Source organism: Kluyvera ascorbata ATCC 33433 (assembly GCF_000735365.1).
GTDB classification, from domain to species: domain Bacteria; phylum Pseudomonadota; class Gammaproteobacteria; order Enterobacterales; family Enterobacteriaceae; genus Kluyvera; species Kluyvera ascorbata.
This window is the reverse complement of sequence record NZ_JMPL01000239.1, coordinates 1-610: the sequence shown is the minus strand read 5'-3', so window position 1 is coordinate 610 and position 610 is coordinate 1. Positions and strand designations below refer to the sequence as shown.

1 protein-coding gene is annotated in these 610 nt (G+C 37.7%); it reads left to right on the top strand.

Translation table 11 applies throughout. The features are described from left to right. Positions 1-443, top strand: a 443-nt coding sequence (locus GKAS_RS25195; RefSeq protein ID WP_425590907.1) for a phage tail tip fiber protein, incomplete at its 5' end; no start/stop codon positions are given. Positions 444-610 lie beyond the last annotated feature (167 nt).

Genomic DNA, 610 nt, shown 5'->3' with positions numbered 1-610 from the left:
GTAACAATGGTGAAGAATCAGTATTTTCTGTAGTTGCGGATCGTTTCAGTCTTATTAGTTCGAAAGATGCACCAGGTGAAGATAGACAATATCCATTTGTTGTTGATGCAGTTTCCGGTACTACTTATCTAACATCGGCAATGATCCGTAATGCGAGTATTGGTGGTGCACAAATTGAAAATGCATCAATCAGATCGGCAAATATTGCAGATGGCACAATTGAAACAGCTAAGATTGCAGATGGTGCAATTACTAATGCCAAGATTGGAAACACAATTCAAAGTACTGATTACGTAGCTGGCACTTCAGGTTGGCAAATTGATAAAAGCGGTACATTTAATATTAATGGTGGTAGTTCAGAAGGACGAATGGTTATTGAAAATGATCGTATTTCTGTATACGACTCAAACAACGTACTACGTGTACGTATGGGAAGATTATAATGGCATATGGTACACAAATTAACATTAACGGTTCTAACATGGTTTCAATGATAGAACCGGCAGTTTTTATAGATATGATTTTAACAGCTAGTGGGAGTCGTACATACGACGTTCCAGAGGGCTATACTCTTCAATATCTATCTGGGGTAAATGCATTCAATAAGCAG